The 25,523-nt window shown below is 52.7% G+C and carries 17 protein-coding genes, 2 tRNA genes, 3 rRNA genes and 3 pseudogenes; 18 read left to right on the plus strand and 7 right to left on the minus strand.

Annotation, left to right across the window (positions count from 1 at the left end):
* Positions 1–72: 72 nt before the first annotated feature.
* Positions 73–743, plus strand: a pseudogene (locus FDY98_RS00340) (metal-dependent hydrolase).
* Here FDY98_RS00340 and FDY98_RS00345 read toward each other — a convergent pair.
* From FDY98_RS00345 to FDY98_RS00355, 3 genes are read right to left on the minus strand one after another with little or no spacing between them, the layout of a single operon-like run.
* The gene (locus FDY98_RS00345) at positions 719–2,101 is read right to left on the minus strand and encodes a sigma-54-dependent transcriptional regulator (protein WP_009288649.1); all 1,383 of its coding nucleotides are present in this window, start codon (positions 2,099–2,101) and stop codon (positions 719–721) included. The pseudogene FDY98_RS00340 and the gene FDY98_RS00345 overlap by 25 nt on opposite strands.
* The gene (locus FDY98_RS00350; protein WP_027958893.1) at positions 2,094–4,013 is read right to left on the minus strand and encodes a sensor histidine kinase; all 1,920 of its coding nucleotides are present in this window, start codon (positions 4,011–4,013) and stop codon (positions 2,094–2,096) included. Before FDY98_RS00350 ends, FDY98_RS00345 begins: the two co-directional genes overlap by 8 nt.
* Positions 4,010–4,783, minus strand: coding sequence for a GntR family transcriptional regulator (locus FDY98_RS00355; protein ID WP_027958892.1), 774 nt, complete (start codon positions 4,781–4,783; stop codon positions 4,010–4,012). Before FDY98_RS00355 ends, FDY98_RS00350 begins: the two co-directional genes overlap by 4 nt.
* Positions 4,784–5,081: 298 nt before the next feature.
* Here FDY98_RS00355 and lldD point away from each other — a divergent pair, with 298 nt between their 5' ends.
* The 6 genes from lldD to rrf all read left to right on the plus strand — a co-directional run bounded on the left by lldD (position 5,082) and on the right by rrf (position 12,055).
* Positions 5,082–6,233 (plus strand): FMN-dependent L-lactate dehydrogenase LldD, encoded by a 1,152-nt coding sequence (lldD, locus tag FDY98_RS00360; RefSeq protein WP_009288646.1) that lies wholly within the window; start codon positions 5,082–5,084, stop codon positions 6,231–6,233.
* Positions 6,234–6,744: 511 nt separating this feature from the next.
* A 16S ribosomal RNA gene (locus FDY98_RS00365) occupies positions 6,745–8,277 on the plus strand.
* A gap of 83 nt (positions 8,278–8,360) precedes the next feature.
* Positions 8,361–8,437: transfer RNA gene (locus FDY98_RS00370), tRNA-Ile, on the plus strand.
* Between the two features lie 116 nt (positions 8,438–8,553).
* Positions 8,554–8,629, plus strand: a tRNA-Ala gene (locus FDY98_RS00375).
* Between the two features lie 255 nt (positions 8,630–8,884).
* A 23S ribosomal RNA gene (locus FDY98_RS00380) occupies positions 8,885–11,774 on the plus strand.
* Between the two features lie 165 nt (positions 11,775–11,939).
* Positions 11,940–12,055: ribosomal RNA gene (rrf, locus tag FDY98_RS00385) — 5S ribosomal RNA — on the plus strand.
* The 16S, 23S and 5S rRNA genes sit together here with 2 tRNA genes alongside, the layout of an rRNA operon.
* A gap of 58 nt (positions 12,056–12,113) precedes the next feature.
* On the opposite strand, the gene FDY98_RS00390 is transcribed toward rrf, so the two are convergent.
* The 4 genes from FDY98_RS00390 to flgA form a co-directional block, all read right to left on the minus strand.
* A complete protein-coding gene (locus FDY98_RS00390; protein WP_027958736.1) occupies positions 12,114–12,854 on the minus strand; it encodes an SDR family NAD(P)-dependent oxidoreductase in 741 nt (246 codons plus the stop codon).
* A 73-nt stretch (positions 12,855–12,927) separates the two neighbouring features.
* The gene (locus FDY98_RS00395; protein ID WP_009288413.1) at positions 12,928–13,377 is read right to left on the minus strand and encodes a flagella synthesis protein FlgN; all 450 of its coding nucleotides are present in this window, start codon (positions 13,375–13,377) and stop codon (positions 12,928–12,930) included.
* Between the two features lie 12 nt (positions 13,378–13,389).
* Positions 13,390–13,656, minus strand: coding sequence for a flagellar biosynthesis anti-sigma factor FlgM (flgM, locus tag FDY98_RS00400; protein WP_027958737.1), 267 nt, complete (start codon positions 13,654–13,656; stop codon positions 13,390–13,392).
* 96 nt (positions 13,657–13,752) lie between these two features.
* On the minus strand, positions 13,753–14,469 hold the full coding sequence (flgA, locus tag FDY98_RS00405) for a flagellar basal body P-ring formation chaperone FlgA (protein ID WP_009288414.1): 717 nt from the start codon (positions 14,467–14,469) through the stop codon (positions 13,753–13,755).
* Between the two features lie 204 nt (positions 14,470–14,673).
* Between flgA and flgB the strand changes: the two genes are divergently transcribed.
* The 11 genes and pseudogenes from flgB (at position 14,674) to flgL (ending at position 25,485) form a co-directional block, all read left to right on the plus strand.
* The gene (gene flgB / locus FDY98_RS00410; protein ID WP_027958738.1) at positions 14,674–15,108 is read left to right on the plus strand and encodes a flagellar basal body rod protein FlgB; all 435 of its coding nucleotides are present in this window, start codon (positions 14,674–14,676) and stop codon (positions 15,106–15,108) included.
* A 32-nt stretch (positions 15,109–15,140) separates the two neighbouring features.
* Positions 15,141–15,551 (plus strand): flagellar basal body rod protein FlgC, encoded by a 411-nt coding sequence (gene flgC, locus FDY98_RS00415; RefSeq protein WP_009288416.1) that lies wholly within the window; start codon positions 15,141–15,143, stop codon positions 15,549–15,551.
* 3 nt (positions 15,552–15,554) lie between these two features.
* A pseudogene (locus tag FDY98_RS00420) lies at positions 15,555–16,251 on the plus strand (flagellar hook assembly protein FlgD).
* Positions 16,252–16,316: 65 nt separating this feature from the next.
* Positions 16,317–17,588 carry a flagellar hook protein FlgE gene (flgE, locus tag FDY98_RS00425; RefSeq protein WP_009288418.1) on the plus strand — a complete coding sequence of 424 codons (1,272 nt, stop codon included), beginning with the start codon at positions 16,317–16,319 and terminating at the stop codon, positions 17,586–17,588.
* A gap of 31 nt (positions 17,589–17,619) precedes the next feature.
* Positions 17,620–18,378 (plus strand): flagellar basal body rod protein FlgF, encoded by a 759-nt coding sequence (locus FDY98_RS00430; RefSeq protein WP_009288419.1) that lies wholly within the window; start codon positions 17,620–17,622, stop codon positions 18,376–18,378.
* Between the two features lie 50 nt (positions 18,379–18,428).
* Positions 18,429–19,211 carry a flagellar basal-body rod protein FlgG gene (gene flgG, locus FDY98_RS00435; protein WP_009288420.1) on the plus strand — a complete coding sequence of 261 codons (783 nt, stop codon included), beginning with the start codon at positions 18,429–18,431 and terminating at the stop codon, positions 19,209–19,211.
* Positions 19,212–19,248: 37 nt separating this feature from the next.
* Entirely contained in the window at positions 19,249–19,938 is a 690-nt protein-coding gene (locus FDY98_RS00440) for a flagellar basal body L-ring protein FlgH (RefSeq protein WP_009288421.1), read from the plus strand.
* A gap of 168 nt (positions 19,939–20,106) precedes the next feature.
* Positions 20,107–21,174, plus strand: coding sequence for a flagellar basal body P-ring protein FlgI (locus tag FDY98_RS00445; protein ID WP_230805444.1), 1,068 nt, complete (start codon positions 20,107–20,109; stop codon positions 21,172–21,174).
* The gene (gene flgJ, locus FDY98_RS00450) at positions 21,174–22,205 is read left to right on the plus strand and encodes a flagellar assembly peptidoglycan hydrolase FlgJ (RefSeq protein ID WP_027958740.1); all 1,032 of its coding nucleotides are present in this window, start codon (positions 21,174–21,176) and stop codon (positions 22,203–22,205) included. The genes FDY98_RS00445 and flgJ overlap by 1 nt, the downstream gene beginning before the upstream one ends.
* A 73-nt stretch (positions 22,206–22,278) precedes the next feature.
* The gene (flgK, locus tag FDY98_RS00455; RefSeq protein ID WP_027958741.1) at positions 22,279–24,222 is read left to right on the plus strand and encodes a flagellar hook-associated protein FlgK; all 1,944 of its coding nucleotides are present in this window, start codon (positions 22,279–22,281) and stop codon (positions 24,220–24,222) included.
* A gap of 16 nt (positions 24,223–24,238) precedes the next feature.
* Positions 24,239–25,485: pseudogene (flgL, locus tag FDY98_RS00460) on the plus strand (flagellar hook-associated protein FlgL).
* The last annotated feature ends 38 nt before the right edge of the window (positions 25,486–25,523 follow it).

Raw genomic sequence — 25,523 nt, forward strand, 5'->3', positions numbered from 1 at the left:
GTCATGTCGCGAACACTAAAAGTCTGTTAATTTATACAGTTTTCTGTTTTGCAGACTTTGGGATGCCGCGTCATGGCTAATTTTCGCACGCATATTACGGTGGCAGCGGCGGGCGGCATGCTGATAGCTTACGTAGGTTGGAAAGGCCAGTGGTGGCCACCCTCCCAAGCGCTGGTGATGATTGCATTAGTCACCTTTGGCGGCATTTTGCCCGACATTGATGCTGACCGTTCCCACTCTATCCGTTTGATATTCAATCTGCTTTCGGTGCCCGCCTTGGTATTAGGCGCCTTGTTGTTACAGCCATGGCTCACGCCGGGCGCGTTGTTGATTGCCTGTGGCGGAATCTACTTCTGTGTGCGCTATTTGGCGGGGTGCTGTTCTCGCGTTTTACCGTGCACCGCGGTATTTGGCATTCACTGCTAGCGGGCGGGCTATGCAGCCTGCTCACCGCCGCGTTAAGTTTTAATTTGCTCAGCCAACCAGCGTGGCTAGCGTGGTCTCACGGTGCGGCCACCTTAGTAGGGTTTTTGATCCACTTGAGTTTGGATGAGATATACAGCGTTGATCTTGAAGGCGCGCGGCTAAAACGCTCGTTTGGTACGGCGCTCAAGCTAGGCGACAGCCGGCGGCCAATGTCTAACCTGCTAATGTTGATTGCCACATTAACGCTGGTGCCCTGGGTGCCGCCCTGGTCTGTCTTGGGGGAGTTGTTGCATCAAGGCTCGCTGCTGTGGCGATAGTCGTCGGCATTGAGGCCGTGCTTTTTAAGTTTGTCGTAAAAGGTTTTGCGCGGAATGCCCAAGTGGTGACAAACATCGGTTACCCGTCCATGGTAGCGCGACAGAGATTGGCTGATCAGGCTCTTTTCAAACAGCTCTACCTGGCGCGGCAAAGTAGGCTCTTCGGTGTCGGCGTTGACCCCTTCCAGCAGCGCATCCAGACGATAGTCAAAGGCGGCGCCCAGTAGCACGTAACGCTCGGCAAGGTTCCGCAGCTCGCGCACGTTGCCGGGCCAATCATGGGCCAGCAGGGCGGCAATGGCGGGGCTGTCGAGGGTCGGTGCTTCTAGCCCGCTACGATTGGCAGCGACCACGGCAAAGTGCTGGAACAGCAAGGGGATATCCTCACGCCGCTCGCGTAGAGCAGGCAGCGGCAGGGTGACAACGTTTAGCCTATAGTAAAGGTCTTCGCGAAAACTCCCCTCTTCGGAGGCGGCTTTGAGATCCACCTTGGTGGCCGCAATCACCCGAATATTGAGCGGAACTGTTTCATTGGCGCCTAACCGCTCGACGCTGCGTTCCTGCAGCACCCTCAGCAGCTTGACCTGCAGCGCCATGGGCATCGATTCGATCTCATCCAGAAACACGGTGCCGCCGTTAGCGTGTTCAAACTTGCCGATTCGCCGCTCTACTGCACCCGTGAAAGCGCCTTTTTCATGGCCAAACAGCTCGGACTCAATGGTGTTTTCGGGCACCGCGCCGCAGTTGATCGCCATAAAGGGGCTGTTGCGCCGGCCGCTGCGTTCGTGAATTGCACGGGCCACGAGGTCTTTACCGGTACCTGTTTCACCAAATAGCAGGACATCGGCTTCTACTTGGCTGATACGCTGAATCATCGCCGCGAGCCGGGAAATGATGGGCGTGCGCCCAACGAGTCGCGGCCCCAACGCGGCTTGTTGCACTTCAAGTTCAGCTTTAAGGCGGTGGTTTTCCAAGCTGAGCTGGCGCTTCTCTATGCCTCGGCGTACTACGTCCAGCAACTGATCACCGGCAAACGGCTTCTCGAGAAAATCCCATGCCCCTGCGCGCATGGCTTCTACGGCCGTGGAAATGTCGCCGTGGCCGGTGATTAAAATAATCGGCAAAGTGGCGTCGCGGCTGTGTAACTCATGGAGTAGTGCCATGCCATCCATTCCCGGCATGCGGATATCACTGACAATGACACCTGGGAAGTCCGGTGTTAATGCTGCCAGGGCTTGTTCCGCTGATTCGAAGCAGTAGGGCGTGTAGCCTGCAAGCTCGAGGGTTTGGCTGGCGGTGATCCGCAGATGCGGTTCGTCGTCGATCACCATGACCGGCAGCGTCGACGGCTCATGCATACGAGGAGCTCTCCTGGGGGTGAGTTAACGGTGAGTGGGGCAGGGTGATAGTGAAGCAAGCGCCGCCTTCGGGTTGATTAGTCGCCTGTAGCTTGCCGCCTAAATCGTCCATGATACGCGACGAAATCGAGAGTCCTAGGCCTAAACCACTCCCCGGCGCTTTGGTGGTAAAAAAGGGTTCAAAAATATGCCCTAAGTGCTCCTCGGGAATGCCAGGGCCATTATCGGTAACGCTAATAATGACCTGCTGCTGGTGTATTTGGGCGCCCAGAGTAAGTTGTGGCGCAGGTACACCTTTCATGGCCTGCAGCGCATTACCGATTAAATTGACCAACACTTGTTCCAGACGCACTAGATCGCCTTGCACCCATAGTGTTTCATTGGGCCACTCCTGAGTAATGGAGATGTTGCCTTCGCGCAGGCGGCTTTGAAACAGGCGAAGAGCGTAGTCGATACAGGCTTGTACCGAAATCGCCTCCTGATGCTCGCTGCTCTTACGTGAAAACTGGCGCAGCTGAGCGCTGATGTCCGCCATACGTTCGGTCAGTTCAACAATTTGTTCAAGGTTGGCATCCGCTTTTTCGTGGCGTGCTAATGCCATAAAGCGGCGGGCGTTTTCCGCGTAAGCGCGAATAGCCGCCAGTGGTTGATTAAGTTCATGGTTGATGCCCGCGGCGAGCTGCCCCAACACAGCGAGTTTGGCGGCTTGAATAAGCTCGTCTTGGGTCTGGCGTAAATTGGCCTCTGCACGGCGACGCTCTTCAATTTCATCCGATAGGCGTTGGTTGCTGGCCACCAGATCACGGGTGCGGCGCTCTACGCTTACCTCAAGTTCGTCACGCACGTGTGCCAAGGTATTGCGCTCGCGCTCGGCAAACGCTTCGCGTTCACGGCGCAGCCGTAGGCGCTGCCAGCCAATACCTGCGCCGAGAGTGACCACGCCGTAGAGGCCGCCTGCCATGAGGGCGGCAATCCACTGAGCGCTAATCACCGGTGTTAGCGGCTTTAAAATATGCATTTGCCAGCCAAATTCAGGGACATGTCGGGTCAAACTAAGATAGTCGCTACTGCTCAATGGGCCTTGGGAGAAACTGACCAACTGGCTTCCCTGTCGGTAAGGTGCATTGATTTCAATACCCGAGGGTGACAATGGCTCCATGGCATAGCGGCGCGTTTCTCTTAGGGCTTGACGCTGCTCATCGGTGAGTGGGTAGAGCGCGTTCATGCGTAGTTCGGGGTGGCTGGCCATGAAAATGATGTCGTCGCTATCAGTGACAAATAGCTCGGCATCCTGCTCAGCCCAGCTCTCTTCAACATCATCTAAAAGCACTTTAACTACTAGCACGCCGTCTGGCTGTGCATCGGGCGAGGTGTCGTCTAGCCATATGGGCGATGAAAAGTAGTAGCCCCGCTCAAGCGACTTGATGCCCAAACCAAAAAAGCGCCCCTGGCCTCCGGCAATGGCATCGGTGTAGTAGGAGCGGAAAGCATAGTTCTGGCCAATAAAGGTGTTAGGGCGGTGCCAATTGCTGGCGGCGATCGTGTCGCCATCGCGATTGAGTAAATAGACATCTGAAACCCCCGCTGTAAAGCGGAAACGATCCAGTAGCATATTGAGCGGCATCGGGTCTTGGCTATCGGGAGAGGCCAAAAAACGCTGCACGCCTTCCCGAGTGGCAAGCATTTGCGGCAAGTAGTCGTAGCGCAGTAAATAGCCGTTTAAGTTGGCGGCAGACAGCCGCAGCTCGTTTTCGGCATCATCCTGTAAGTTGGAAAGCGCTTGTTCACGCGCCAACTGGGCGGCCTGCCACATGCAAAACAGCAAGCCGAGTGAAATAACCAGCAGCCACAGGCGCCGCCAGCGTGGCGGCAAGGGGGTGGGCGCTTGGTTATTCATACCAGCGCTGTTCATGCTGACGTCTTACTACTGCCTTGAGCGCGGCGAAGGGCACGCTGGGCGCGCGTCTCAGCCCTCGCCATCTCAAGTAGACCTTCTTCGACAAACACTAAGTGCTCATGGGCTCGAGTGCGGGCATCCTCCGCGCGGCCTTCCAAAATGGCATTGAGTAGGGCGCGGTGCTGTTGCATTAACTGACTGCGCGAACCCTCCTTGGCGAATAAATGGGCCAGGTTATTTACAATGCTCTTCTCTAGCAGGTGAAAAATGCCGCGAATGGTATGCAGCAGTAGAACATTGTGAGCAGCTTCGGCAATCGCTAAGTGGAACGCTGCATCTAGTTTGGCCTCTTGGATAGGGTCGGCACCGGCAAAACCGCCGTCGAGCTCTTCAAAGCGCTGAATAAGCACGGACTTATCGGCGGGTGTTGAGCGCAGCGCAGCGTAGTAGGCGGATATACCTTCCATAGCGTCGCGGAATTCAAGTAAGTCTAGGTTAAATTCGCCGTGACGAGAGAGCATCTCCAGCAAGGGGTCGGTATAACCATTGCTGAGGTCATCGTTAACAAAAGTGCCGCCGCCTTGGCGGCTGGTTAGTAGGCCACGAGCGGCTAGTTTCTGAATAGCTTCCCGTAAAGAGGGGCGCGAAACACCAAACCGTTCGGCTAATTCACGTTCGGGAGGTAAGCGCTCGCCTGGTTTTAGGCTGCCTTCTAGCATCATAGCTTCAAGGCGTTCAGTAATTACATCGGCCAAGCGCTGCTGGCGGAGCGGTGGGTAGCTCATATTGAATAGCTCATGTCGATTTGCGTCCGCAATTGGTAAGACCAATATTAAGATCTTTGAGGTTTGATCTCAAGCGTCTGCGAAGTAGGATTTAACGCTAATAAAACGCATTAATAGCGACTTTAAACTAAAGTATAGCGGGATGAGGTGCTAAGGCGTGATATCACCGTTTGACACGCTTAGGGCGGCTCACTACTGTTGGTGCTAGTTTTTTTGTCAATTGGTAAAACCAATTTTCCACTTTGGGGCGCCGGTGTATAGCGCATCCATTGTATAGGGCTATTACACAGGGCTATCCATGATCATTTCTGCTTCCACTGATTATCGCCAAGCGGCCAAGCGTCGTATCCCCCCTTTTCTATTTCACTACGCTGACGGTGGTTCCTACGCGGAGCATACGCTGCGACGCAATGTTGAGGATCTTGCTGGTGTCGCTTTGCGTCAGCGTGTGTTGAAGGATATGTCTTCACTATCATTGGAGACCACACTGTTCGGCGAAGCGCTTGCTATGCCGGTCGCCTTGGCGCCGGTGGGGTTGGCAGGAATGTATGCTAGGCGTGGTGAAGTGCAAGCTGCGCGGGCAGCTGCTAATAAGGGGGTGCCGTTTACACTGTCGACAGTATCGGTGTGTCCAATCGACGAAGTGGCCTCTGCGGTTGATCGGCCTATCTGGTTTCAGCTTTATGTGTTGAAAGATAGAGGATTTATGAAGCATGTCTTGGAGCGAGCCAAAGCCGCTGGCGTCAAGACACTGATCTTTACCGTCGATATGCCCGTGCCGGGGGCACGCTATCGAGATGCACATTCAGGCATGAGCGGTAAGCGCGGCCCAATGCGGCGTATGCTTCAAGCAGCAACACACCCTTTTTGGGCCTGGGACGTGGGTGTTAATGGCCGTCCCCATGACTTGGGTAACGTGTCTGATTATCGCGGCAAGCCAACGGAGCTAGAAGACTATATTGCCTGGCTGGGTGACAACTTTGATCCGGCCATCTCATGGAAGGACTTGGAGTGGATTCGTGAGCTCTGGGAGGGTCCAATGATCATCAAAGGGATTCTCGACCCCGAGGATGCTCGTGATGCGGTTCGCTTCGGCGCGGATGGTATCGTTGTTTCCAATCATGGTGGTCGTCAGCTAGACGGTGTCCCCTCTACCGCGCGTGCGCTGCCTGCTATCGCTGATGCGGTTAAGGGCGATTTGGCCATTCTAGCCGACTCCGGCGTACGCAGTGGGCTTGATGTTGTGCGCATGATCGCCATGGGGGCGGATACCGTATTGATTGGGCGTGCTTTTATCTATGCACTTGCTACAGCCGGAGAGGCGGGCGTTTCCCATCTGCTTGAGCTGTTTGAAAAGGAGATGCGGGTTGCAATGACGCTCACCGGGGCGCGTAGCATCGCCGACCTAGGGGCTGATTCGCTGGTGCCAGACTCGCTCCGCGGTATCTGAGGGCCATTGTCAGTACCTCTATCAGTATTAGGGTTAAAAACCGCTTGCCAACCCGTCAGCGAATCCGTAAAGTACGCATCCGCTGCCGGGGACGCCAAGCGTTACCAGCGGTGAATAAGGTGTGAAAGCCTTGGTTTGTCAGGAGGTTAGAGCAGGTTGTGTCGCTCGCCTCACTCGCTAAAAAAACAGCGATTGACAAACACCACGGAATGCGTAGAATACGCCTTCCTCGCTGAGGCAAGCCAGTTCAACGGCAAGTCGTGTGGCCCAGTTGGTTTATTAGCTAGCCACCGCAGCGAAACAGCTCTTTAACAATTTGATCAGGTAATTCATGTGGGCGCTTGCTGATGTTGGTGACAAATCACCGAATATCAAGGCAAGCGACTCAAGCAATAAGGTTTTAAAGGATTTGTCCTTTGGGATCTGTTTTGAATGAATTCGTTTGAACCTTGAGCCAAGTTTGGTTCGCTTCTGTCACTTTCGGGTGGCGGGTAAGAACCGCATAGATCTTAAACTGAAGAGTTTGATCATGGCTCAGATTGAACGCTGGCGGCAGGCCTAACACATGCAAGTCGAGCGGTAACAGGGGTAGCTTGCTACCCGCTGACGAGCGGCGGACGGGTGAGTAATGCATAGGAATCTGCCCGATAGTGGGGGATAACCTGGGGAAACCCAGGCTAATACCGCATACGTCCTACGGGAGAAAGGGGGCTTCGGCTCCCGCTATTGGATGAGCCTATGTCGGATTAGCTAGTTGGTAAGGTAATGGCTTACCAAGGCAACGATCCGTAGCTGGTCTGAGAGGATGATCAGCCACATCGGGACTGAGACACGGCCCGAACTCCTACGGGAGGCAGCAGTGGGGAATATTGGACAATGGGGGCAACCCTGATCCAGCCATGCCGCGTGTGTGAAGAAGGCCCTCGGGTTGTAAAGCACTTTCAGCGAGGAAGAACGCCTATCGGTTAATACCCGGTAGGAAAGACATCACTCGCAGAAGAAGCACCGGCTAACTCCGTGCCAGCAGCCGCGGTAATACGGAGGGTGCAAGCGTTAATCGGAATTACTGGGCGTAAAGCGCGCGTAGGTGGCTTGATAAGCCGGTTGTGAAAGCCCCGGGCTCAACCTGGGAACGGCATCCGGAACTGTCAGGCTAGAGTGCAGGAGAGGAAGGTAGAATTCCCGGTGTAGCGGTGAAATGCGTAGAGATCGGGAGGAATACCAGTGGCGAAGGCGGCCTTCTGGACTGACACTGACACTGAGGTGCGAAAGCGTGGGTAGCAAACAGGATTAGATACCCTGGTAGTCCACGCCGTAAACGATGTCGACCAGCCGTTGGGTGCCTAGAGCACTTTGTGGCGAAGTTAACGCGATAAGTCGACCGCCTGGGGAGTACGGCCGCAAGGTTAAAACTCAAATGAATTGACGGGGGCCCGCACAAGCGGTGGAGCATGTGGTTTAATTCGATGCAACGCGAAGAACCTTACCTACCCTTGACATCTACAGAAGCCGGAAGAGATTCTGGTGTGCCTTCGGGAACTGTAAGACAGGTGCTGCATGGCTGTCGTCAGCTCGTGTTGTGAAATGTTGGGTTAAGTCCCGTAACGAGCGCAACCCTTGTCCTTATTTGCCAGCGAGTAATGTCGGGAACTCTAAGGAGACTGCCGGTGACAAACCGGAGGAAGGTGGGGACGACGTCAAGTCATCATGGCCCTTACGGGTAGGGCTACACACGTGCTACAATGGCCGGTACAAAGGGCTGCGAGCTCGCGAGAGTCAGCGAATCCCTTAAAGCCGGTCTCAGTCCGGATCGGAGTCTGCAACTCGACTCCGTGAAGTCGGAATCGCTAGTAATCGTGAATCAGAATGTCACGGTGAATACGTTCCCGGGCCTTGTACACACCGCCCGTCACACCATGGGAGTGGACTGCACCAGAAGTGGTTAGCCTAACGCAAGAGGGCGATCACCACGGTGTGGTTCATGACTGGGGTGAAGTCGTAACAAGGTAGCCGTAGGGGAACCTGCGGCTGGATCACCTCCTTAAACGATGCGTCACAGTCGGTAAGCGTCCACAATGAATTACCTGATCAGATATAGAGCAAACGGTAAAAGCACGATCCCCTCTTGGGTCTGTAGCTCAGTTGGTTAGAGCGCACCCCTGATAAGGGTGAGGTCGGCAGTTCAAGTCTGCCCAGACCCACCAAATTTTATCTATCGCTGCGTTATTTTATAACTCGCATAGCAGGCTATGCGTCGTCATAAAATGCCTTGCGCTAAATAAAATTGGCCAGAGGTGAGTGTGACTAAGAGTGACTAGATGGGGCCATAGCTCAGCTGGGAGAGCGCCTGCCTTGCACGCAGGAGGTCAGCGGTTCGATCCCGCTTGGCTCCACCATTACGTTACTACCCTGTTTAATCTTCAATACCGTTTGTAATGTTTCGTGACCATTGATAAGTCGCTGTGTTGTCGCTGTTGTTTTAGTATCACACACCGCTTATCACTGTTCATTGAACAGCTGCTCTTTAACAATGTATATCATGCTGACAAGAACACTTCGCAAGAAGTGGTCTTAAATTGTGATACGTCTCAAGCGTATCCGGCAAAATGAAACGTGATCATTGCGAGATACCAGACTCCTTCGGGTTATAGGGTCAAGCAATGAAGCGCACACGGTGGATGCCTAGGCAGCCAGAGGCGATGAAAGACGTGGTAGCCTGCGATAAGGCTCGGTGAGGTGGCAACAACCTGTGACCCGGGCATTTCTGAATGGGGAAACCCACTCATCATAAGATGAGTATCGTGCACTGAATACATAGGTGTACGAGGCGAACCAGGGGAACTGAAACATCTAAGTACCCTGAGGAAAAGAAATCAACCGAGATTCCCCTAGTAGCGGCGAGCGAACGGGGACCAGCCCTTAAGCATGTGACTGATTAGGCGAACACGCTGGGAAGCGTGGCCGTAGCGGGTGATAGCCCCGTAGTCGAAAATCTGATCATGTGAAATCGAGTAGGTCGGGGCACGAGAAACCTTGACTGAAGACGGGGGGACCATCCTCCAAGGCTAAATACTCCTGGCTGACCGATAGTGAACCAGTACCGTGAGGGAAAGGCGAAAAGAACCCCGGAGAGGGGAGTGAAATAGATCCTGAAACCGTGTGCGTACAAGCAGTAGGAGCAGACTTGTTCTGTGACTGCGTACCTTTTGTATAATGGGTCAGCGACTTATATTCAGTGGCGAGGTTAACCGTATAGGGGAGCCGTAGGGAAACCGAGTCTTAACTGGGCGACACAGTCGCTGGATATAGACCCGAAACCGAGCGATCTATCCATGAGCAGGGTGAAGATTGAGTAACATCAATTGGAGGCCCGAACCAGGATCTGTTGAAAAAGATTTGGATGACTTGTGGATCGGAGTGAAAGGCTAATCAAGCTCGGAGATAGCTGGTTCTCCTCGAAAGCTATTTAGGTAGCGCCTCACGTAGTACCGCCGGGGGTAGAGCACTGTTTCGGCTAGGGGGTCATCCCGACTTACCAACCCGAGGCAAACTCCGAATACCGGTGAGTAGAGCGTGGGAGACACACGGCGGGTGCTAACGTCCGTCGTGAAAAGGGAAACAACCCAGACCGTCAGCTAAGGTCCCGAAATCCTGGTTAAGTGGGAAACGATGTGGGAAGGCTCAGACAGCTAGGAGGTTGGCTTAGAAGCAGCCATCCTTTAAAGAAAGCGTAATAGCTCACTAGTCGAGTCGGCCTGCGCGGAAGATGTAACGGGGCTAAACCAGGTACCGAAGCTACGGGTTCATTCTTAGGAATGAGCGGTAGAGGAGCGTCGTGTAAGCCAATGAAGGTGAATTGAGAAGTTCGCTGGAGGTATCACGAGTGCGAATGCTGACATGAGTAACGATAAAGGGAGTGAAAAACTCCCTCGCCGGAAGACCAAGGGTTTCTGTTCGACGCTAATCGGAGCAGAGTGAGTCGGCCCCTAAGGCGAGGCCGAAAGGCGTAGTCGATGGGAAACGGGTCAATATTCCCGTACCGGACATGGTTGCGATGGGGGGACGAAGAAGGCTAGGTGAGCCAGGCGTTGGTAGTCCTGGTGAAAGTGAGTAGGCCGAGACCTTAGGTAAATCCGGGGTCTTAAAGCCGAGACACGAGACGAACTGACCACGGTCAGGAAGTCACTGATGCCACGCTTCCAGGAAAAGCCTCTAAGCTTCAGATCATGTGCGACCGTACCCCAAACCGACACAGGTGGTCAGGGTGAGAATCCCAAGGCGCTTGAGAGAACTCGGGTGAAGGAACTAGGCAAAATGGTGCCGTAACTTCGGGAGAAGGCACGCCGGCATAGGGTGAAGAGACTTGCTCTCCTAGCCCGAACCGGTCGAAGATACCAGGTGGCTGCAACTGTTTATTAAAAACACAGCACTCTGCTAACGCGCAAGCGGACGTATAGGGTGTGACGCCTGCCCGGTGCCGGAAGGTTAAATGATGGTGTTAGCCGCAAGGCGAAGCTCTTGATTGAAGCCCCGGTAAACGGCGGCCGTAACTATAACGGTCCTAAGGTAGCGAAATTCCTTGTCGGGTAAGTTCCGACCTGCACGAATGGCGTAATGATGGCCACGCTGTCTCCACCCGAGACTCAGTGAAATTGAAATCGCCGTGAAGATGCGGTGTACCCGCGGCTAGACGGAAAGACCCCGTGAACCTTTACTATAGCTTCACACTGGACGCTGATGTTGCCTGTGTAGGATAGCTGGGAGGCTTTGAACTCTGGACGCCAGTTCGGAGGGAGCCAACCTTGAAATACCAGCCTGGCATCATTGGCGTTCTCACTCAGGTCCGTTATCCGGATCGAGGACAGTGTGTGGTGGGTAGTTTGACTGGGGCGGTCTCCTCCTAAAGAGTAACGGAGGAGCACGAAGGTACCCTCAGCACGGTCGGACATCGTGCATTGAGTGCAAGAGCATAAGGGTGCTTGACTGCGAGACAGACACGTCGAGCAGGTGCGAAAGCAGGTTCTAGTGATCCGGTGGTTCTGTATGGAAGGGCCATCGCTCAACGGATAAAAGGTACTCCGGGGATAACAGGCTGATACCGCCCAAGAGTTCACATCGACGGCGGTGTTTGGCACCTCGATGTCGGCTCATCACATCCTGGGGCTGAAGTCGGTCCCAAGGGTATGGCTGTTCGCCATTTAAAGTGGTACGCGAGCTGGGTTTAGAACGTCGTGAGACAGTTCGGTCCCTATCTGCCGTGGGCGTTGGATGTTTGAGAAGGGCTGCTCCTAGTACGAGAGGACCGGAGTGGACGACCCTCTGGTGTTCCGGTTGTCACGCCAGTGGCATTGCCGGGTAGCTATGGTCGGACGGGATAACCGCTGAAAGCATCTAAGCGGGAAGCCCCCTTCAAGATGAGACATCCCTGAGGCCTAGAGCCTCCTGAAGGGCCCAGCGAGACCAGCTGGTTGATAGGCACGGTGTGGAAGCGCTGCAAGGCGTTGAGCTAACGTGTACTAATGGCCCGTGAGGCTTGACCCTATAACACCCAAGGGGTCTGGTCGTATGATGACGACAATTAAAACCGGATACGCAGCGTGTGGCCCAAGCGACATAACGCCAGGGCGGCAGGCGATGAGACGCACACAATTGAGCAAGCAACGCTAGAAAGCCTGCTCGTCAGCATGATGTACATTACCTGTTACGCCTGACGACCATAGCACGCGTGAACCACCTGATCCCTTGCCGAACTCAGAAGTGAAACCGCTTAGCGCCGATGGTAGTGTGGGGTCTCCCCATGCGAGAGTAGGTCATCGTCAGGCACTTATTATGAAAAATCCCCCAGGGCTGATGCCTTGGGGGATTTTTTTGCGTAACACCTCACCAGTCGATAGATTTGCCATCCCAGGCCCAGAAGGTTCCACTATCTTCGGGCGTTCGCTGAGAGATGACTGCCAGCAGCTTCTCTGCTACAAATGCGGGTGCAAATAGCTTTTCGCTAGGTACTCGGTTTTGAAAAGGTTTAGAGAGGGCTGTGTCGGTGGTGCCAGGATGAAGACAAAGCACTAGCGATTGCTTATTCAGCCGCTTGAGCTCAATGGATGCTGTCTTAAGCAGCATGTTATGCGCTGCTTTGCTGGCACGATAGCTGTACCAGCCTCCTAACTGATTATCTTCGATTGAGCCAACGCGAGCCGAAAGGCTGGCAATCACTGCAGGGTGTGACCCTTTGAAAGAGTCTTTCAGTGCCGCTAGCAATAAAATTGGCACATAGGCATTGATGTTCATTGTTTGTGCAAGGCTTTCGACACTAAGCTGGTCGAGGCACTTCTCGGGAAAGAGTCGTTGCGCGTCATCATGAAGGATGCCGATGGCATTGAAAAAGAAGTGGATTGGCTGCGAGGCTAGTTCTGTTTTAAGCGCCTGCCGGCCCTGCTCTTGAGAAACATCAAGCATTAGGTGTGTAAGACGGGGGTTGTCAATTCGTGGTGGCTGCCGGCTTACCGCAATAACATGGCCGACCTTAGAGGAAGAGAGTAGCTGATTAATAATAGCAGCACCTATTCCCCCCGAGGCGCCTACAACCACCGCTGTATAATGATGAGGCAATAAATTGAACATGATCGTCTTTTGATTTGCCGCTGAGAGTGGGCTTTCATTGAAACGTCATGCTGATGGCTTGTCGAGGGAGGTATCAGGCGGAAGCGTTGATTCTGCCGGGTTGGGCGCTGTTGCGTCCATCAGGCTTATAGAGCGTTTTTTCAGCGATTTGACGAATATAATCAAGCATTGCCTGATTATGCTTCAGTCGTACGGACAACATCTGGCCCGTTAGCTCATTCATACGCGCGGCTCGCTCGCTTTTTTCAAGCAAGCTTTCCCAAGCTGTCAGGCAGCCAGCATCATGAGCTGCCGCTCTGGCGCCGTTTGCGCCTTCGGCATAACCAAGACGTTTTTGCACATTGCGCCGCACAGTCTCAATGCGCTCGAGTTCGGCCAATAAAGACTGTTTGTCTAGTGCAACTTGCGATAATGCATCACCGTCAATATCACCTTGCGTCAATAAATTTTGCTCGCTGGACAACAACGAAATTAACGCCTCAAGACGCTGTTGCTGGTCGGTAAGCAAGGATGCAAGGCTCATTTACAGCGTCCCTTATAGATCTTTAAGATTGTCAATTAAGCCCTCGGCGATACGGTCGGCGCGCATTTCAAGGCGACCTTCACGTATAGCATCGCGAATTTCTTCAACTTTAGCAGTATCGACGTCCTGAGATTCATCGATACTTGATTGGCTCAGTTGAGTCGATTCGCGAGCTGCGCCGCCCGGTGCGACGGGTGATACGCTATCAGCCTTTTGCGTTTCATCACGCTGCTGGGCTTGGCTTGAGCGTAATAGCGAATTAATGTTATCAATTTTCACGTTGTCTGCCTCATCGTCAACGTCGATGCGCTTGGCGCTTAGTGTAGCTTGTATAACAGTACATCGGCAGCATTGGGCCTAACTTTAGGCTGCGAATTAAAAATCCACGACCAAAATACCACGCTCGGCGACACGAGCAGTCATGATTTCTCGTGGACCAAAACGAACTCTAATTTGCTCACCAAGAGCACCATCTTCCAATGCTTCGCCTTCGCGTGAAACTCGGAAGGCAGAGCCTTGAGCTATGACAGTAACGCGCTGCCCACGTTCAACTAAATGAGGTGCTTGTAAGTAATGCGCTAAAAATACACTACCACTACGAATAGGGCGCTGAGCTATTTTACCCACGATATCCTCTTCAGCTGTCAAAGCCTGAGCTGAGAGATCGCCGAGATTGCCCCCGCGTTCGCTAAGCATGCTTGATGTAATCAGTGTACCTCGCTCAATATCCCTGGCTGCCACCACATAATCACCAATGACATCAATCTGCGCCTGTAAATAGCGAACTTGCCGGCCATCTTCACCGCAACGCACCCCAACGGAAACGCGGCCCAAGGGTGCTTGATTGGCGTTGGCCAAAAAAGGTTCTGGCTGAACGCACTCTGGCAAATGCGGAGAGGGTGGTCGTAGGTCAATGACCACTTCCTCGCCTAATGCCTGTGTCTCTTCGTACAAAAATTGATGCACTTGCTGGAGAAGATTGTCGTCATCAGCTTGAATCCTGGTGAAGGCAGTAACGCTTAGGATTGCCCAGAAGAAGGCTAATTGCCAAAAGCGAAGCGTGCTTGGCTTAGTAAAGCGCAGTCGGAGCATGGGGAGGCCGCTTACTTGGGGGCTGAAGAAGAAGGAACGTAACGAGGAGAATTCATCGTTCAGTGTAGCGAAAAGGTAGTAGCCGTATCACGCGAAATGCTGGTGGAAACGCCAGCTGTTCCATGCTTTAGGCTGACAGCTCCAGACGTATTCTTCATCATCAACAAAATCCATTTTATTTTTTGCCTCAACGCGAGGGTCGGCATGATTGATCAACTGGAATCTGCCTTTAATTTTCATCAGCAAGCAGTAGGGTTACGTCAAGCGCGTCACGAGGTGTTAGCGGCTAATATCGCCAATGCCGATACACCGAACTATAAGGCGCGTGACATTGACTTTGCTAGTGAGCTGAAAAAAGCAGTCGAAGGTACTCAGAGTGCATCTAGCCATACCGGAGGCGGTCTGACTTTAGCGCGTACTTCTGGTAGCCATATTGCTGGAGAAGGTCCCGCATGGCGTGGAGCGGGCAACCCCGATTTGCTTTACCGCATTCCCGACCAGCCCAGTTTGGATGGAAATACGGTTGATATGGATCGTGAGCGCACGCAGTTTGCAGATAACGCTGTTCGTTATCAAGTCGGCCTCACGATGCTCAACAGCCGTATTCAGGGGCTGAAGAATGCCATGCAGCCCGAGTGATTCTGTCTAAATTAGTGAGGAGTTAATCCACGATGTCGATGTTCTCTGCGTTTGATATTGCCGGGTCGGCAATGAGTGCCCAATCCCAGCGCATGAATGTTACTGCTAGCAATATGGCCAATGCCGACAGCGTCGCAGGGCCTGATGGTGAAACCTATCGAGCCAAGCAGGTGATGTTTGAGACCCAGTCACAAGGTAACCGCTATGGCGTTGGCGGCGTGCGCGTCACCGAGGTAGTGGAAGATGACTCACCCCTGCGGATGGAGTACATGCCCAACCACCCGGCGGCAGATGAAGAGGGTTATGTGGCAAAGCCCAACGTTGAGCCGGTGCATGAGATGGTCAATATGATTTCTGCCTCGCGCTCCTATCAAGCCAACGTTGAAGTCTTTAATACCAGTAAGCAGATGCTGATGCAGACGCTGTCGCTGGGTGAGGGGTAACCGATGAGTAGTACTATTGATTCTAGCGTAGTAAACAAAGTAAATGGCGGTGGTGCCAATGGCCTCCCCCCGCCAGTCTGATGAGCTGCGTGAAAGCTTTATGACGTTGCTGATTACGCAATTGCAGAATCAGGATCCGCTCAAACCGATGGAAAATGCGGAGATGACCTCCCAGCTAGCGCAAATTAACACGGTGAGCGGCATTGAAGAGCTGAATAGCACGCTAGAAGGCATTACCAGCCAAATGGATGCCAATCAGGCACTGCAGGCGAGCGGCTTAATTGGCAAAGGTGTCATGGTGCCTGGGAAGGATGTATTGCTGGAGCAAGATGGCGACGGCAACACTTATACAACGCCTTTCGGAATAGAGCTGGCCGAGCCAGCGAAGAATGTAAAAGCTACCATCGTTGGTGAAGGTGGACAAATCATCAAACGTTACGATGATCTCGGTCCACTGAAAGCAGGTGTTCATTCGTTCGACTGGCCTGGGTTCAATGACCAAGGCGAAGCGGCTGCCAGCGGCCGGTATACGGTGCAGCTAGAGGCAACTGACGCTGAAGGTGAAAAAATTGAATCTACTGCCTTACAGTACGCGGTGGTTAACCGGGTAACGCCGAATGACGGCAGTGGCAGCGTTCGACTGGATCTGGGCGCTATTTACGGTCAAATCAATCTGAACGACGTTAAACAAATTCTTTAATTGCTGACTAAACACAGTCATAAACCACAGCATTTGATTAAACACAGCTTTATTAGGGGAACAGCATGAGTTTTTCACAAGCACTCAGTGGTCTAAGCGCACAGCAACAAAAACTAGGTGCGGTGGGTAATAATATTGCCAACTCGCAGACGGTTGGTTTTAAAAGTTCTAGCGTCCAGTTCGCTGATGTATATGCTGAGTCGCGCATCGGGCTTGGCGTTCGTACCTCCACGGTACTGCAGAATTTTAGCGGGGGTAATATTGAGTCCACCAACCGCAATATGGACTTGGCTATTTCGGGTGAGGGCTTTTTTCGCTTTCAGCAGCCCAATGGCGAAGTAGGTTATTCGCGCAATGGTCAGTTGACTATGACCGCAGATGGACGTCTGGTGAATGCCCAGGGCGCGCAGATTATGGGTTATGCTGCCGATGCGAATGGTGATGTTCAGGCAGGTGGTGATGTTACTCCCTTAACGGTCGATTCCGAAGCCCTTGCGGCGAGTGCCACAAACGAACTATCGGTAGAGGTCAACCTGGACTCAGGTGAGGCGGGTATAGATACCGCTGCTGCTGGTTATGTGTTTGATCCGACTGATAACACTACCTATAGCTTCTCAACGAATGCCACTGTTTATGATTCGCAAGGTAATGCACGTAACTTATCTATGTACTTTATTAAAGATGATGCTGCGCCCAATCAGTGGCAGGTTCAAGGTCGTCTAACAGGGGGGCCTAGCGACGCAGAAGCCTATAATTTTGACCTCGGAACACTAGCCTTCGATACAAACGGTAGGCTCGTTGATGGCGCACCTACCGCGATCAATGATATTGACAGCACTGATGCTGGCTTTAACGTCGAGGGAGCTGGCGCCAATGAGTTCGGCCCAATTTTTACCGACTTAAATATTGCAGTTGATTTTCAAGGCTCTACACAGTTTGCAGAACAATCAGATCCCAAATCTATTTCCCAGAATGGTTATTCTTCGGGATCTTTAGTGGGGATTACCATTGAAGACGATGGCACCGTGATGCGTAATTACGCTAACGAACAGTCGCGTGCCGCGGGCCAAGTAGCACTAGCCAGCTTCCGTAACCCGGAGGGATTAAAACCTGAGGGGAATAATCTTTGGACTGCTACCGGTAGCTCAGGTCAGGAACTGGTAGGTGCGCCGGGTACCGGTCTGCGTGGCTTAATTGAGCCAAGTGCAGTTGAAACGTCCAATGTCGATATGGCTCGCGAGCTAGTCGATATGATCGTTGCCCAACGGGCCTACCAGGCCAACTCACAAACTATCAGTACCCAGGACGAGCTCCTGCAGACCATTATTAACCTTTAATGATCGGTCATTTAGGTAAGGAGTCAGTACCGTGGATCGAATGATCTATACCGCCATGAGCGGTGCTAAGCACACCATGGATCAGCAGTCAGTGGTGAGTAATAACCTGTCGAATGTAACCACCACCGGTTTTCGCGGACAGCTACAGGCTGCTCGCTCGGTGCCTGTGCAAGGCGAGGCCTTACTGGCAACGCGTACCTCGGCGGTAACCACCACGCCGGGCAGTGACTTTTCTCAGGGGCCAGTTGAGTATACTGGCCGTACCCTTGATGTCGCGATGCAGGACGACGCGTGGATGGCGGTGCAAGCAGATGACGGTACTGAAACCTATACCCGCCGTGGCGATCTGCAGATCGATAGTGACGGCGTGCTACTTAGTGTGGGGCGTCCTGTGCTGGGCGATGGTGGGCCCATCGCCATCCCGCAAGGGGCACAGGTCTCAATTGGTGCTGACGGGACAATTAGTGCCATCCCTGAAGGTGTTGGACCCGAAGCGTTGGTCGAGGTAGGCCGCATTAAACTGGTGACGCCTGAAGAGGGGGATTTAACCCGTGGTGAAGACGGCCTGTTTCGCGCGCCCCCTAACGAAGAAGGTGTCCCCGGTGCCTTGCCCGCCGACGAAAATGCCACGTTAGTAAGCGGTGCGCTCGAAGGCAGCAACGTTAGTGCTGTCGATGCCATGGTCTCGATGATCGATGTTGCACGCCGCTACGATATGCAGATGAAAGTGCTGAGTACGGCCGACGAAAACGCCCAGCGTGCCAACGGCATCCTGTCCATTCAAGGTTAATGTTGGTCATTCAGCACTGATGCTAATCAGTCGGCCAAGGGAGTTTAATTATGATTAAGTCATTGTGGACCGCTAAAACCGGTTTGGAATCGCAGCAAACAAAGCTAGACGTGATTTCGAACAACCTAGCTAACGTAAGCACCAATGGTTTCAAACGCTCACGTCCGGTGTTTGAAGACCTGCTATATCAAAATATGCGTCAACCCGGCGCTCAGAATAATATTCAGGATCGTCTGCCATCAGGCATGCAGATCGGTACCGGTGTGCGTGCTGTGGCCACGGAGCGCCTGCATACCCAGGGTGGGCTGGAGGAAACCGGCAACTCCCGCGATCTGGCCATCAATGGCCAAGGCTTTTTTAAAGTCTTGATGCCTGACGGAACGACGGGTTATACCCGTGACGGTAGTTTTCAGCTCAATGAAAACGGGCAAATGGTAACCGCCAACGGTTACCCGATTGAGCCCGCTATCTTTTTGCCGGCTAATGCTCTGTCAGTGAGTATCGGTGAAGACGGTACGGTGAGCGTTAGTCAGCCTGGTGTCGCGGTCGACAATCAGGTGGGGCAAATAACCGTCAGTTCCTTTATTAATCCAGCAGGTTTGCAAAGCATCGGCGGTAACCTCTACCTGGAGACGGGAGCTTCTGGTGCGCCCAATGAAAACATTCCGGGTGCTAATGGAGCAGGACGGTTGTTTCAAAATTATGTTGAAACATCTAACGTCAATGTTGTTGAAGAGATGGTCAATATGATTCAGACCCAGCGAGCCTATGAAATTAATAGCAAAGCGGTGTCCACTAGCGATGAAATGTTGGCACGCTTAAGCCAGCTGTAACGGTTGTTACTCACCGGGCTTACTTATAGGTTGCGTTATGCTGGAGTTGCACCACATGTCACGTCGTATTGCGCTAGTAGGACTGGTGCTTTTTTTATTGGTTGTAGCCGGCTGCGCTCAAGTTCCAAGAGCTTCAGTGGTGGGTGAGCAAGAGCAGATCAGCATTGTTGATCGCCCGCCACCCATCCCCAATGGCTCTATTTACCAGGCTAGGCAAGGTTATCAGCCACTTTTTGAAGATCGTCGGCCGCGCGCCATGGGCGACATCTTGACCATTGTGTTGGATGAGGAGGTCAGTGCGAGCAAAAATTCGCAATCCAATGCAGGGCGTAGCGGTAGCGCTAGCCTGGAGTTAACACAGTTGCCTGATGTCCTTGATACGCTTGCAGAATATGGCTTTGATATTTCAGGTGAAAACGACTTTACCGGTAGTGGCGGGTCGCAGGCCAATAACTCCTTTACCGGTACTATCACGGTTTCGGTGTTAGAAGTAATGAATAACGGCAATTTACGTGTGCGTGGCGAGAAGCAAATTGCCATCAATCAAGGTACTGAGTTTATTCGTTTTTCCGGCGTGGTTAACCCACGTACGATTACCGCTCAAAACACCGTTCCTTCCACTCAGGTAGCGGATGCGCGGATTGAGTACGTCGGTGACGGCTATATTAATGAAGCGCAGCACATGGGCTGGCTACAACGTTTCTTCTTAAACGTCTCGCCGTTCTAGCTCTATGGGGAGCCATCAATGACAGAGCTACGCCAGGCAGGCCCTTCAATGGCAGGTCGACCAATGAACGCGGGACAGCGGGTTATCGTGATGCGGTTAAGAAATGTGTGGATTAATTGTCGGCAAGCCATCAACGCCGGGCTTATTCAACTGACCACCTTAGCGCTAATGTGCGCGCTGGCTATGCCTGTTCAGGCGGAAAGCGTTCGTGAACTGGCGAGCTTTGCCGGCGTTCGAGATAACCAACTGGTCGGCTATGGCTTGGTCGTCGGCCTCGACAGTACTGGCGACCAAACGACCCAGGCGCCCTTTACCAGCCAAAGCCTGACTAATATGTTGTCCCAGCTTGGGGTGACCGTGCCTGCAGGCACGAACTTGCAACTGCGCAACGTAGCTGCGGTGATGGTGACCGCTGATCTCCCGCCGTTCTCAATGCCGGGCCAGCGTCTAGATATAGTCGTTTCGTCGATAGCCAACGCACGTAGCTTGCGCGGCGGCACGCTGTTGATGACACCTTTAAAGGGGGCCGATGGTGATACCTATGCTATTGCCCAGGGCAACATGCTCGTGGGCGGCGCTGGCGCCCAAGCGGGTGGCAGTAGTGTGCAAATCAATCAGCAGGCATCGGGGCGTATTCCCAATGGCGCACTGGTTGAGAAGGAAGTGCCGCTTAACCTAGGTGGCAATGGTGGCATGCTTGAATTACAGCTTAACGACTCTGATTTTGGCACCGTTCAGCGCATGGTAACGGCGATCAATAACGAGTTTGGCCAGTCGGTGGCATATGCACGTAATGGCCGAGTAATCGCCCTTGACGGTCCTACTGATGATAATGCGCGGGTCAACTTTATGGCACGCATTGAAAACGTTCAGGTCACACCTACGGAGGCTCCGGCACGCGTTGTGCTGAACTCACGTACCGGTTCGGTAGTGATGAACAGTGCCGTCACACTGCGTGAAGCAGCCGTAGCTCACGGCAGTCTGTCTATCATGATTGATACCCAGTTTGGCGTTAGCCAGCCGAATCCGTTTGGCGAGGGCGAAACGGTTGTGGTGCCCGACGCAGATATTGATATTGAGCAGCAAGAGGCTTATCTGCAAATTGTAGAGGGTGCCCAGCTCAACGAAGTGGTCAATGCATTGAATGCGTTGGGCGCTACCCCTCAAGACTTGATGTCGATTCTGGAGGCGTTAAAAGCATCGGGATCGCTACGTGCAGAACTGGAGGTCATTTAATGAGCGCGAGTGATATGACCAGTCAGTTCGCCCTGGACATGAACGGCTTTCAGCGGCTCCAACACAATGCACGAGTCGATCCTGAGGCTGGTGTGGGTGGTGCAGCCCAGCAGTTTGAAGCGCTATTTATTCAGATGATGATGAAGAGTATGCGTGACGCGACACCCAGTTCAGGACTGATGAACAGTAGTGCGACGGATACCTATCAATCGATGCTGGATCAACAGTGGTCACAGGTGATGGCTTCGCGTGGAATGGGCCTTGCAGATGTGCTTGTTGAGCAACTGGAGCGCCAAGGAGCCATCTCAAAAGCGCGGCCAGATGCGGATCAAGAGTTGCAAGCATTGATAGCCGGTATTCCCCGCGGCACCCCGCGTGTGCTTGACGATTCATTCGCGGCTAATCCTGACACGATTGAAACCCAGCATGAGCAGGGCAGCGGTCGATTCTTAGCCGAGCTAGAGGCCATTCGCCAAGGTGTCGAGAAGGGTAGAGCGGTGGATGAATCTGCGCTAAACCCGCTAGCGCAAACGACGGCCTCTGCTCACGTAGATCAGTTTATTCAAACGTTAGCGGCACCCGCTCAAGCGGCCAGTGCGTCCACCGGCGTTCCTGCTGAACTCATTTTGGCCCAGGCGGCGTTAGAAACAGGCTGGGGACGGCACGAAATTGCGACTCGCAATGGCAACAATAGTCATAACCTGTTTGGTATCAAAGCCGGTAGCCATTGGCAGGGTGAAACCACCGATATTGTGACTCATGAGTATATTAATGGGCGGCGAACGCAGGTGGTTGACACCTTCCGTGTCTACGACTCGTTTGAACACGCTTTTACTGACTATGCCAGCCTAATCGGCAATAACCCTCGCTATGCTGGGGTTGTTCAAGCACCCACCGCTGAGCAGGCCGCGCGTGAGCTGCAGGCAGGTGGGTATGCAACTGATCCGCTCTACGCTGAAAAGTTAGTCGCAGTGATGAATACCATGGGGCCGCTTAACGCTGAGGGAAATTTCCTGGCTGACGCTCGCTAGCCCTTTCCTCAAGTTTTTCTGTGCAGCGCCGATAATTGAAGTAATGATAGGTATCGGCCTAAGGAATTGAACCATGAGCATGTTTTCGATCGGCTTAAGCGGCCTCAATGCCGCACAGAATGCCCTGAATACTGTTAGTAACAATGCCAGCAATATGTTAACGCCTGGCTACAACCGCCAGATTACCATGCTTGGCGAGGGTAGCGCTGGCAGTAAAGGCGTGAAGGTCAATGATATTGAAAGGCAGTTCAACACTTACGTGGCCAGCCAGTTAAATAACGCCAAAACACAGTCAAGTGCTTTATCAACGTACAATCAGCAAGTGTCACAGATCGATAGCCTGCTGGCAGACCGAGAAGCGGGTTTATCTCCGTTAATGCAAAAATTCTTCTCCTCAATAGAAGATTTAGCCAGTGCTCCATCTGACCCGGCTGCACGTCAGGGGGTACTCGGTACCGCTAATACGTTGAGTGCCCAGTTCCGTTCTTTTGACGGCTATCTGCAAGATATGCAGGGCAACATAAACGGGCAAATTAAAGATGAAGTTACTCAAATCAATAACACTACTGAGCAAATTGCCGGATTAAATAAAGAAATTGCGTTGGCTCGAGCGCGTACGGGAGAAGCACCCAATAGCCTGCTTAATCAGCGCGATCATCTTGTCTCTGAGCTCAATGAGCGCATGGATCTGCGCCTGAATATACAGGATGGCAAAACTTACAATATTAGTTTGCCTAACGGGCAGCCGCTGGTGACAGGGGCGGATACCTTTAAGCTAGAAGCTAGACAGGCTGATTACGATCCTCAGCGTACCGTTGTGGGTTATATTGATGGTGGCGGTAATTCGGTTCAGCTGGATGAATCAACGATAACGGGCGGAACCTTGGGCGGATTAATGGCTTTCCGTTCAGAAACGCTGGATAAAACCCAAAACCAAATTGGCCAACTCGCTGTCTCCTTAGCGACTGCTTTCAATGAGCAGCACAAACAGGGAGTGGATCTTAACGGTGACCAAGGGGAAAGCTTCTTCGCGACCCGCTCTCCTCAGGGTTATGGTTATACAAGCAACAGCGACCCGAATCTGCTGACGTCGATAGAGTTCGACCCAGCAACCGTCGATAAACTGCGTGCCACGGATTACACCGTTTCATTCGATGCGTCTGGCACTCCTACTGTAACGCGTAATGATACTGGTGACGTGCTTGATAGCACGGATCCTGATGATGCTGACTTTGTTGATCTATCTGAATGGGATGCTGCAGCTGGCGAGGGTGAAATCACCTTTGGCGGCGTAACGGTTGCGTTTAACAGCGGTAATTCTGTCGCAGGCGGTGATCGTTTTGAAATCCAGCCGGTGCGTCGCGCTGCTGGCGGTATGGATACGCGTATCGCCGACCTCGATAAGATTGCGGCAGCTAGCTTGGTTGAACGTGAAGGTGACTTGGATATCAGTCAACTAAGTGCTGCAAGCGGTGCTTTTGCCACCAATGACGAATATGAGATAGAAGTTGACGATGCCGGTGGCTTGTCAGTTACTCCAGCGGCAACCGTCACCCGAAATGGCGAGCCTTTTACTCCAGGAACGGACACCCTGGCAGAAGGTGATATCGTCACTATTGACGGTCTTAGCTTTACCCTTGATACACTTCCTGAGACAGGTAGTACAGCTAGCCTGGATATCAGCCTTAGTGATGCTAGTTCAGGCGATAACCGCAACGCTCTGGCTCTGCAAAATCTGCAAAGTAAGGATGTTGTCGGCGGACGTGCCTCGGTAAGTGGTGCGTACGCATCAATGGTCAGTGATGTGGGTAACCGGACTAATATCACGCAGGTTAATTTGGAGGCGCGACAAGGCTTGACTGATCAGCTCCGTGCAGTGCAACAGTCAGAGTCTGGTGTCAACTTGGATGAAGAGTTGGCTAATCTCCTTCAATATCAGCAGTACTATGCAGCTAATGCGCGTGTCATAGATACGGCGGGGTCGCTTTTAGACACCATTTTGAACCTGCGTGGCTAATTTAGGAGCATAAATTATGCGTATTAGTACTGTTACCATGTTTGAGCAGAGTACCGCGTCCTTAAACCGTCAGCAGGGCAATCTGTCGAAGGTCAGCCAGCAGATTGCCAGTGGTCGGCGTGTAGTTAATCCTTCTGATGACCCGCAGGCAGCATCGCGTGCAGTGGGCGTGGATCAGTCACAAGCGATTACTCAGCAATATGCTGATTCACGCATTTCTGCGCGCAACTCGCTATCACAAACTGATAGCATTTTGAGAAGTATTGTCGATGCAATTGATAGCGCAAAAGGACGTCTGGTTCAGGCCTCTAGCGATACGTTAAGTGACGTTGACCGTGAGTCCGTTGCCAGCGAGCTCAAAGGCATCTATGAAACGATGATCGGTCAGGCCAATGCCACCGATGGTAACGGGCGCTATCTGTTTGGCGGCTATAAAGACAGTGCTCAGCCCTTCACGAAAGATGCCAGCGGTAACGTGCAGTATCAAGGGGACTTTAATGTACGCGAACAGCGAATCGACTCTACGCGGTTGGTCAAGGTCGCGGACAATGGCGACACCATTTTCAAAAGCGTACCTAGCAGTGCCGGCTACGTGGCAGAAGCAAAGAAAGATGACGGCAGTCTGAATAGTGGCAATGTGACATTTCGCGGGCCGCAGATACGCGATGTTAATGATGCAGATTATGGAACAGATTTCCGTATAACCTTTAACACCCCTGCTGATACATTCGACATCGAGACATTTGATGGCACTGACTGGAATGCAGTTCAAACTGAAGGTTATACAGGTAATTTGGGCGACTCTGCTCAGCAAGTAACCTACGGCGGTGTGTCAATTGATTTAGAAGGTACGCCTGCTGCTGGAGACTCGATTCTAGTCGCGCAAGCAGGTGGCGAACAACGCGAGCCCAATCTCTTCCGTAGCATGGAAGAAGCCATTCGCGTTTTGGAAAATCCGGCCGACACCGACGCTAAAAAAGCTGACCTGCGTAATACCCTGAATACCTCAATGCGTGATTTGGATAATGCGCTAGATAATGTTTCAACGGTGCTGGCTTCAGTAGGGGCACGGGTTAATGAGCTTGACGTTGTGGATGTTGTAGGGGCAATAGGATGATGAACTATACGGAGACGTTATCTGATTTGGTAGACCTTGATTATGCCGAGGCCATTTCTGAATACAGCTTGCGTCAAGTGGGTTTGCAAGCGGCACAGAAAACGTTTGTGGATATTAAAGGCTTATCGCTGTTGAACTATATGTAATAGATCCGCTTTTTGCTATTGCTTGATCACTTTGCGTA

It is taken from the genome of Halomonas sp. PA16-9 (genome assembly GCF_009728585.1).
Taxonomy (GTDB): Bacteria; Pseudomonadota; Gammaproteobacteria; order Pseudomonadales; family Halomonadaceae; genus Vreelandella; species Vreelandella titanicae.

What these genes read in the sequence shown, in the direction of transcription:
- FDY98_RS00390 (WP_027958736.1), bottom strand. Translation starts at nt 12,854, where the DNA reads ATGTTCAATTTATTGCCTCATCATTATACAGCGGTGGTTGTAGGCGCC.
- flgK (WP_027958741.1), top strand. Translation starts at nt 22,279, where the DNA reads ATGAGCATGTTTTCGATCGGCTTAAGCGGCCTCAATGCCGCACAGAAT.
- FDY98_RS00355 (WP_027958892.1), bottom strand. Translation starts at nt 4,783, where the DNA reads ATGAGCTACCCACCGCTCCGCCAGCAGCGCTTGGCCGATGTAATTACT.
- flgB (WP_027958738.1), top strand. Translation starts at nt 14,674, where the DNA reads ATGATTGATCAACTGGAATCTGCCTTTAATTTTCATCAGCAAGCAGTA.
- FDY98_RS00445 (WP_230805444.1), top strand. Translation starts at nt 20,107, where the DNA reads ATGTGCGCGCTGGCTATGCCTGTTCAGGCGGAAAGCGTTCGTGAACTG.
- FDY98_RS00350 (WP_027958893.1), bottom strand. Translation starts at nt 4,013, where the DNA reads ATGAACAGCGCTGGTATGAATAACCAAGCGCCCACCCCCTTGCCGCCA.
- lldD (WP_009288646.1), top strand. Translation starts at nt 5,082, where the DNA reads ATGATCATTTCTGCTTCCACTGATTATCGCCAAGCGGCCAAGCGTCGT.
- FDY98_RS00345 (WP_009288649.1), bottom strand. Translation starts at nt 2,101, where the DNA reads ATGCATGAGCCGTCGACGCTGCCGGTCATGGTGATCGACGACGAACCG.
- FDY98_RS00440 (WP_009288421.1), top strand. Translation starts at nt 19,249, where the DNA reads ATGCTGGAGTTGCACCACATGTCACGTCGTATTGCGCTAGTAGGACTG.
- flgJ (WP_027958740.1), top strand. Translation starts at nt 21,174, where the DNA reads ATGAGCGCGAGTGATATGACCAGTCAGTTCGCCCTGGACATGAACGGC.
- flgC (WP_009288416.1), top strand. Translation starts at nt 15,141, where the DNA reads ATGTCGATGTTCTCTGCGTTTGATATTGCCGGGTCGGCAATGAGTGCC.
- flgE (WP_009288418.1), top strand. Translation starts at nt 16,317, where the DNA reads ATGAGTTTTTCACAAGCACTCAGTGGTCTAAGCGCACAGCAACAAAAA.
- FDY98_RS00395 (WP_009288413.1), bottom strand. Translation starts at nt 13,377, where the DNA reads ATGAGCCTTGCATCCTTGCTTACCGACCAGCAACAGCGTCTTGAGGCG.
- flgG (WP_009288420.1), top strand. Translation starts at nt 18,429, where the DNA reads ATGATTAAGTCATTGTGGACCGCTAAAACCGGTTTGGAATCGCAGCAA.
- flgA (WP_009288414.1), bottom strand. Translation starts at nt 14,469, where the DNA reads ATGCTCCGACTGCGCTTTACTAAGCCAAGCACGCTTCGCTTTTGGCAA.